The sequence below is a fragment of the Synechococcus sp. W65.1 genome, assembly GCF_047461615.1.
Classification (GTDB): Bacteria; Cyanobacteriota; Cyanobacteriia; order Thermostichales; family Thermostichaceae; genus Thermostichus.
This window is the reverse complement of record NZ_JANSHI010000001.1, coordinates 153,127-160,194: the sequence shown is the minus strand read 5'-3', so window position 1 is coordinate 160,194 and position 7,068 is coordinate 153,127. Positions and strand designations below refer to the sequence as shown.

Here is a 7,068-nt window from a genome sequence, read left to right as displayed (position 1 = left end):
CCTTCAGCTCTATGTACTGTAGAGCATATGGGTTCGTAGGCAAGTTAGCATTCCTAGAAAGCTCAACTTCAAGGGGGGATGCGTAAGTAAAGTAGCGAACATAAAAGAGCCTAGACTATCCCAGTGAGGCCTTTTGGAAGCTGTTACCTGGCAAAAAACGTTTTTAACATTGGCAAAGAAGGGGAGTTGCCTTAGGATCGGCTAGGATGTTTAGCATTGGCTAGGATAATAAAGATATCCTGAGGGCTGATATGCCATCCAGTTGGTCTTATACCTCCTCCCCTAGTCCTGATCAGGGTCTGGAGCAGGCCCACTCAGCTTCCTCCTACTCCAGCAAGCCCTCCACGGGCGAAGGGCTGGCAGCCAACTTTGAAGGGAACGGGGCTCAGACTAAGGCGGCAGGTTATCCAGAGGAAAGCATGCTGAGCAATGCCGCAAAAATCAAGGTCGTGGGGGTGGGGGGAGGAGGTGGCAACGCAGTCAACCGGATGGCAGCTAGTAATCTCAAGGGCGTCGAGTTTTGGAGCATCAACACCGATGCCCAGGCGCTTGCCCAATCCTCAGCGCCAACAGTAAACCGTCTGCAAATCGGGCAAAAGCTAACTCGTGGACTAGGGGCAGGCGGCAATCCGGCCATTGGTCAAAAAGCGGCCGAGGAGTCCAGCGAGGAAATTGCCGCCATTCTCAAAGGGGCAGATCTGGTCTTCATTGCTGCTGGCATGGGAGGGGGCACAGGAACAGGGGGAGCGCCGGTGGTGGCCCAGATTGCCAAGGCTAGCGGCGCCCTGACCGTGGGAGTGGTGACGCGGCCTTTTTCTTTTGAGGGCAAGCGGCGCGCCAAGCAAGCTGAAGAAGGGATCCAAGCCCTGCAGGAGGCAGTGGATACCTTGATTGTAATCCCCAACGACAAGTTGCTCTCGGTAATCTCTGAGCAAACCCCCGTGCACGAAGCCTTTCGCGTCGCCGATGATGTCCTCCGCCAGGGAGTGCAAGGTATCTCGGACATCATTCTCATCCCCGGCATGATCAACGTGGATTTTGCCGATGTGCGCAGCGTCATGGCCGACGCCGGGACTGCCCTGATGGGCATTGGGATGGGATCCGGTAAGTCCCGTGCCCGCGAAGCCGCCATTACTGCTGTGTCCTCTCCCCTTTTGGAAACCTCCATCGAGGGGGCCAAGGGCGTACTCTTCAACATCACGGGCGGGCTGGATCTGTCGTTGCACGAGGTAACGGTAGCAGCGGAGATCATCGCCGAGGCTGTAGATCCAGAAGCCAACATTATCTTTGGCACCGTGCAAGACGAGCGCATGCAAGGCGAGGTGCGCATCACCGTTATTGCCACAGGTTTTGACCGCTCGCGATCGGCTGCTAGCCCTCCCGCGGCGAAGACCTCCACCGCCAACTTAGGGGGAACGCGCAAGCCCTCCTCAGAGCCACCCCCTCGGCAGCCCCCTGAGCCTGAGCCCCCGCCTTCTGGGGGGTTGGACATCCCCGAGTTTTTACGCCGCCGCCGTCCCACCCTCTAGCCAGGGGAGGGGGCAATGCTGGGGAAAGCTTTGGAGGTGGGGAGGAGTCATGAACATTGTTGTACTAGCGGGAGGCCGTTCGGCAGAACGGCAGATCTCCTGGGTAACAGGGAGAGCCTGTAAGCGGGCTCTGGAGGACTTGGGTCATCGGGTCAAGCTCATCGACCCGGAGGAGGATTTGCCCCTGCGTCTCTGGCAGGAACGGCAATCTGGCTGCGACTTCGTCTGGATTGCCCTGCATGGTCCGGGTGGCGAGGATGGTGTGGTGCAGGGGATGCTGGACTGGCTGGGCCTGCCCTACCAGGGATCCGGGCCGCTGGCCAGCGCCCTAGCTATGGACAAGCTGGTCTCCAAGCAGATCTTTCGTGCCGAAGGGGTCCCTACCCCTGACTGGTTGGTCTGGGATGAGGCACAGCCGCTCTCCTGGGCTGAGTGTGCGGCGCGCTTGGGATCGCCGCTGGTGGTAAAGCCCAGCAACAGTGGCTCGACGCTGGGGATCAGCATTGTGCAGGATGAGGAGTCGTTGGCCCAGGGGCTGGGGTTGGCCCGCTCGATCTCAGCGCGGGTTTTCCTGGAGCGCTACATTCCTGGCAAGGAGATTACCCTTGCTATTCTCTCCGGCCAAGTTCTGCCGGCCATTGAGATCATCCCGGCGCGAGGGGATTTCTACGATTACGAAGCCAAGTACGCCCCCGGCGGCTCGCGGCACTTGATCCCCTGTTCCCTCAGCTCGTCAGGATTAGCCCGCTGTGAGGCCGTGGGCCTCGAGGCCTATCGGGTGCTGGGGTGCGAGGGTTTGGCGCGGGTGGATCTGCGGGTGGACGCCGACGAGAACCCCTGGGTGCTGGAGGTGAATACCTTGCCTGGCATGACTCCTACCTCCCTCTGTCCTGAGGCAGCGGCGGCTCTGGGCTGGACGTTTACGGAGCTGGTAGACCGGATCTTGCAAGATGCCCTACAGAGAGCGGCTGCAACTCGTTCAGCCTTGCCTGCATCTCGGTCTTCTCCGCTGGGTTCGCCAGCCTGATAGGAACGCTGGCTTTCTGGTAGCAGCGCCTCCAAAAGTGGCGGCAGCGGCTTCGGGGTAAAATTGGGCAGAAAGGCCCCCGGCAGAGGAGGTTTCCCTGCAAAGGCAGGGCAGCGGTGGGTTCTATGCAAGAAAAAACCATTGTCCGCAATTATTTCAACACCGTTGGCTTCGAGCGCTGGCGCCGCATCTACGGCGAAGAGGAAGTTAACTTCGTCCAAAAGGACATCCGACTGGGCCATGCCCGCACGATTGAAACGGTGTTGCAGTGGCTAGGGGATCCCTCCGGTTTGCGCATTTGCGATGCCGGGTGTGGGGTGGGCAGCCTTAGCCTGCCTCTGGCTGCTCGTGGGGCGCAGGTGTTTGCCAGCGACATTTCCGAACAAATGGTCAACGAAGCACGTCGCCGGCAGCAGATTGAGCTGGGATCCCTGGACAACCCCCAGTTTCAGGTCTTGGATCTGGAGGAGCTAACGGGGCAGTACGATGTCGTCACCTGCCTGGACGTGATGATCCACTACCCCGAAGCTGACGCCCTGCGCATGCTTAAGCACTTGACCAGCCTGGCCAAGTCCCGCCTGATCTTCAGCTTTGCTCCCAAAAGCCCCTGGCTGACGCTGCTCAAGAAAGTAGGGGAGTTCTTCCCTGGATCCACCAAAACCACCCGTGCCTACCTCCACCGCGAGGCCACCTTGGTCAGCCACCTTGTCGGGTGGGGCTGGAAAGTCCAGCAACGACAAGCCATTCAAACCCGCTTCTACTTCGCCTGTCTGCTCGATCTGGTGCGCTGAATCCGGCGGAGGGGAGCCGATAACTTTTGCAGGACAAGCCGCGCCTTGTCCTACACTTCCCAGTCGGGTGTTGGCAACTGGAAACGGCGGCCTCTTGGCCAGGGAACGGTCGGGATCCCTAGTTTGCAGCTGGCTTTGGACTTCCCGGCACCCGCAGCAGCTCCGCCCCTTCGAGTACCCGCGCCGAGCGGATGACATCTCCCACCTGGATGCGCTCCACCCACTCCATGCCACTGGTGACATAGCCAAACACGGCATAGCGCCCATCCAAAATTGGCAGAGCAGAGAGGGCGATATAGAACTGGGAAGAGGCCGAATCCAGAGGGCTGGAGCGGGCCATGCCCACCGCCCCCAAACGATGGGGCAGAACCAGCTTGCTCAGGGTTACGGGATCCTCAATCAAAGTGTTGTAGCGGGGGTAGGGTTCTCCGCGCACCTGGATTTCCAAGGGGATAGTGCGCAGGCGGTTGCTGCCTGGCTCGGTGGCGCCACCGGTGCCGTCCCCTCGGGGATCTCCTCCCTGCACCACAAACGGTTGGGGATCTTTCTCCACCCGATGGAAAGTCAAGCCGTTGTAGAAGCCCCGCTGCACTAAGTCGACAAACTGGCCAGCCGTAAGAGGCGCCGCATCGCCGCGGATCTCCAGAAGCACCCGCCCTAGGCCTTCAGCGGTCTCGATTTCCAGTTCCACCACTGCCTTGCCCTGCAGCTGGGGGCGATCGGCGTAGGCCGCCGGGATCCCCTTTGAGGCTTCCGGTGCAGGAGGCATGCTGCGGCAGGCCAGCAGACTGAGACAGACATATCCCAACACGCAGGCAATCCCCGCCCTGCGACGGCTCCCTTTCCCCAGCCTGCCCACTGCCATCTGTGCGCTTCCCTCCTAAATTGACTGAGGTAACCCCAACTGCAGGGTAACGCTGCGGACACCATTGCTCACGGCCACCCCGTGGGGGCTGATGGAGGTGACCCGCCACTCGCCTTTCACCCTCTGGCCAACCGGCACCTGCCGCATCACTTTGTCCACCAAGATCAAGGCCTTGGGAGCGCCTGGATCGTGGATCAACCCCACCAATTTCATCTGCGGCGGTGCTGGAGGCGGAATCCGTGCGGGCGGATTAGACACGCGAGCGGAAGGGGGAGGGCCGGCTGCCAGGGCAACCGGGGGACTGGTGGCCGCTGTCAACCTTGCCGAGGGCGCCTCCGGCTTCTTCCCTCTTGGCTCTTGAGACGGAACCTTTTCAGGCAACTTGGGAGGGTTTTCATCCTTCGAAGCCAAGGAGAGCTCTTGGGCTGGCAGGGAAGCAGAGTAGACAGGCTCAGGCCTCTCGTGGCCGGGATCCCTCGTCGGTACAGAAGCAGCTGGGGAGAAAACCCGTGGCCGAGAGTCCAGGGTCATCCAAAAGGCCAGACCTGCCACCAGCGCGGCTGCCGAAGCCAAGCCCAGCAGCAGTCCACCTCTCGCTGAAGAACGGCGGGGAAGCAAAGGGGGGCGCGTACCCCAATAGGGATACTCCTCCGCCCCCTCTTCCTCTAGGCTTTGCTCCAACTCCTCCAAGAGCTCATCCAGTAGAGAGTCTGCTTGAGTTGTGTAGCTGGACAAGGCCCACGGAGAACAACGGCTCCTGGCTGCTGAAGCATCAAACCCAGACACGGAAACAGGCCCTCCCTACCTTGGACGTCAAGGAGCCCGTGGCTTGAAACACCCCAGCCGCCGACCGCCGTCTCCCTAGCCCAGCGACCTTAGAGGAGCCGCATTTCTGGGTACTCGGTCAACAGCGCCTCTGCCGACAGGGTGTCTCCTTCTAGCTGCGGCGTCCACAGCACCTCGATGGCCACAATCCGCTCGGCAGGGATGGAGGCCAACTGCATCAGCCACTGCCGCAGCTCTGCCACGGACTTAACTACAGGTAGTGTACCTAAGTTACCGCGATACGCAACCAGTAGAGTGACGACCAGGTACTCGCCAACCTCGGGGATCCCGGCAGCCGCCCGCCGCAGAGCTGCTTGAGGAAGCTGCTGGATCTGGTTGTTGCGGTTGGTGAGGGTTTCGGCGCTAAACTTGCTCCGCTCTTGCAAAGAGGCTTGATAGAACAGGGATTCGGCGCGGGAGAGGGGCAGCTTCTCCGCCTCGGCATAGCCATAGGCCCAGTAGTCGCTGTAGCGCATCAAGCCAAGGCTAACCTCTTGCAACAATTGGCTCAGCCCCTCTGGCGACTGGGTATCCGCTTCCAGAGCCAGCGCATTGATCTCCTTTTGCAGTTGGCGGGCGCTGGCCAGTAGGCCCACCTTCACTTGGGCAACGGTTACCTGCGGGTCGCCAACTTCCTCTTCTTCGGCAACAGCCGAGCGCAAGCTGCGCACTAGAAAGCTACCGGCCCCAATCAAGAGCAGCAACGCCAGCAGGCTGCCACCGCCTCCCCAAAACAAGGGCACCACCAGCGGAAAGCCAAACCCCCCGCCATAGCTGGGGTACACGGGAGCCGAGCGAGGGCCGACAGAGCGGGGAGCCGAGAAGGTCGGGGAGCGGAAAGAGCCGCCGCCAATGCGGCCACCGCTGCGCGCCCAGACAGCGCTCACAGGGGCCAAAGCCAGGATCAAAGCCAGGGCAAGAGCCAACAGAGAGCGGCAGGTGCGACCAATTTGTTTCAGCATGTTCACAGTTTATCCATCACAGGGCTAGTCCTTACTCAATTGTAGGCTTTCTCCTCAGGCGCTAGAGGCCAAGGACGCGCTCCGCTTAACCAGCAGCTTGGAGCATTACAGACCATTACAATCTGTAGCGAGCCCCCTAGAGATGGGCACTAGACCCCTAACCCATGGGCAAATAGGGGCCGGCAGGCGGTCAAGAGGAGGAGCAATGCAAGTGGAAGTGCCAGTTCAAGAGCGATCTCTTCAGCCCTTGGCCCAGAGGAAGATTCGGCTATTGGTGTTGGACATCGATGGCACGCTGGCGGGGCCTTCCAACCAGGTTTCGGAGCCAGTGCGGCAAGCCATTCAAAGGGCCAAAGCCGCAGGCGTGCGGGTGGCCATTGCCACCGGTCGGATGCATTGTTCTGCCGAGCGATTTCACTATGAGATTGGAGCCGATATGCCGCTCTGCAGCTACCAGGGGGCACTCATTCGCGATCCCGATAGCCAAAAGACGTTAAAGCACTGGTGCTTGGACTGGTCGCTGACTGAAGAGTTGTTGCAGCTGCTGCAGGATCTGCCGGTGGGGGTGCACCTCTACATCGACGACCAGCTCTACTTGCGGGAGCTCAACCCCTTGAGCCGCGCCTATGCCGAGCGCTCGCAGGTGCCGTTTCAGATCTTTTCCCCTGCCCAATATGGGCAAAGACCCACCAAGATCCTGGTGGTTTCGGAAGATACGGAGTTTTTGCAGGAACTCCAGAGATCCCTGCGGCAGCGGTATTCTCCCGAGCAGCTCTACCTCACGCGGTCAGAGCCCATTTTCTTGGAAGCCACCCACCCGGCAGTCAACAAGGGCAATGCAGTGCGCTTTTTGGCAGAAGAGGTGTTGGGGGTGTCGGCAGAGCAGGTCATGGCCATTGGCGATGGCGACAACGACATCGAGATGCTGCGGTATGCAGGGATCGGGGTGGCCATGGGGAATGCCTCGCCGGCCTTGCTGCCCTATGCCGATTGGGTTGCCCCTCCTGTTACCGAAGATGGGGTGGCGGTGGCCATCGAGACCTTTATCCTCAACTAGGCAGGGAAGCAG

The 7,068-nt window shown here is 60.5% G+C and carries 7 protein-coding genes; 4 read left to right on the top strand and 3 right to left on the bottom strand.

The annotated features are described in order from the left end of the window. Positions 1–419 precede the first annotated feature (419 nt). The 3 genes from ftsZ to bchM all read left to right on the top strand — a co-directional run bounded on the left by ftsZ (position 420) and on the right by bchM (position 3,347). Positions 420–1,529 carry a cell division protein FtsZ gene (ftsZ, locus tag NW806_RS00775; protein WP_414409643.1) on the top strand — a complete coding sequence of 370 codons (1,110 nt, stop codon included), beginning with the start codon at positions 420–422 and terminating at the stop codon, positions 1,527–1,529. 49 nt (positions 1,530–1,578) lie between these two features. Continuing rightward, positions 1,579–2,556: a D-alanine--D-alanine ligase family protein gene (locus tag NW806_RS00770; RefSeq protein ID WP_414409642.1), complete on the top strand. Its 978-nt coding sequence runs from the start codon at positions 1,579–1,581 to the stop codon at positions 2,554–2,556. A 125-nt stretch (positions 2,557–2,681) separates the two neighbouring features. After that, positions 2,682–3,347, top strand: a complete 666-nt coding sequence (gene bchM, locus NW806_RS00765) for a magnesium protoporphyrin IX methyltransferase (RefSeq protein WP_414409641.1) — start codon at positions 2,682–2,684, stop codon at positions 3,345–3,347. Between the two features lie 118 nt (positions 3,348–3,465). Here bchM and NW806_RS00760 read toward each other — a convergent pair whose 3' ends face one another. From NW806_RS00760 to NW806_RS00750, 3 genes are all read right to left on the bottom strand, one after another. Further along, positions 3,466–4,212, bottom strand: a complete 747-nt coding sequence (locus NW806_RS00760; RefSeq protein WP_414409640.1) for a peptidylprolyl isomerase — start codon at positions 4,210–4,212, stop codon at positions 3,466–3,468. A gap of 15 nt (positions 4,213–4,227) precedes the next feature. Beyond that, on the bottom strand, positions 4,228–4,425 hold the full coding sequence (locus tag NW806_RS00755) for a hypothetical protein (RefSeq protein WP_414409639.1): 198 nt from the start codon (positions 4,423–4,425) through the stop codon (positions 4,228–4,230). Positions 4,426–5,087: 662 nt separating this feature from the next. After that, positions 5,088–5,999: a DUF1517 domain-containing protein gene (locus NW806_RS00750; protein WP_414393354.1), complete on the bottom strand. Its 912-nt coding sequence runs from the start codon at positions 5,997–5,999 to the stop codon at positions 5,088–5,090. A gap of 205 nt (positions 6,000–6,204) precedes the next feature. On the opposite strand from NW806_RS00750, the gene NW806_RS00745 reads away from it, so the two are divergent. Continuing rightward, positions 6,205–7,056, top strand: coding sequence for a Cof-type HAD-IIB family hydrolase (locus NW806_RS00745; RefSeq protein WP_414393356.1), 852 nt, complete (start codon positions 6,205–6,207; stop codon positions 7,054–7,056). Positions 7,057–7,068: the final 12 nt, after the last annotated feature.